Genomic DNA, 543 nt, shown 5'->3' on the forward strand with positions numbered 1-543 from the left:
CTGCGAGCAAGATCGCGGACGCGAGGCCGGTCTTGCCCACGCCCGTCGGCCCGATGAAGACGAGGTTGGCGGCACGGTCGATGAAGTCGAGCTGGGCCAGCTGCATCATCGCAGCCTTGCTGACGCCAGGTTGCTGCTCCCACGGGTAGGTGTCGAGCGGCCAGCGCTCGGGCAGGCGAGCCCGCCGGATCCGGTGCTCGAGGAAGCGCATCTCCTGCGATTGGTACTCTTCACGCAGCAGCCGCGCGAGGAATTCCGAGTAGCTGGGCGTATGCTTCTCGGCCCACTCGAGCTCGCGTGGCAGGATCTGTTTCAATCGTCGGAGTTTGAGGTTTTCGAGTAATTGGTCGAGGTCATCGTTCATCGTTGGGTTCCTCTTTTGCTGTGTCGTCGGTCTCGGCTTTCGCCTGGGAGTCGAGGGGGGCGAGCCGGAAAAAATCGCCCTGGATCCGTTGCAGGACCATCCTGTCGATGCGGTCGAGGTCGTACAGGTCGAAGCTCAGGGCATCGTCGACCGCCGCGATGAGCTCGTCGGTCGGGTAC

Annotated in this window: 1 protein-coding gene and 1 pseudogene; both read right to left on the reverse strand. The window is 63.4% G+C overall.

Annotated elements, in window-relative coordinates; translation table 11 throughout:
- Window positions 1–316 (reverse strand): ATP-binding protein (locus ENSA7_RS41575; protein WP_181234665.1); only part of this gene is annotated, 316 nt, incomplete at its 3' end.
- 37 nt (window positions 317–353) lie between these two features.
- Window positions 354–543: pseudogene (locus ENSA7_RS44915) on the reverse strand (hypothetical protein); the annotation flags it as partial.

The organism is Enhygromyxa salina (assembly GCF_002994635.1).
Classification (GTDB): Bacteria; Myxococcota_A; Polyangia; order Nannocystales; family Nannocystaceae; genus Plesiocystis; species Plesiocystis salina_B.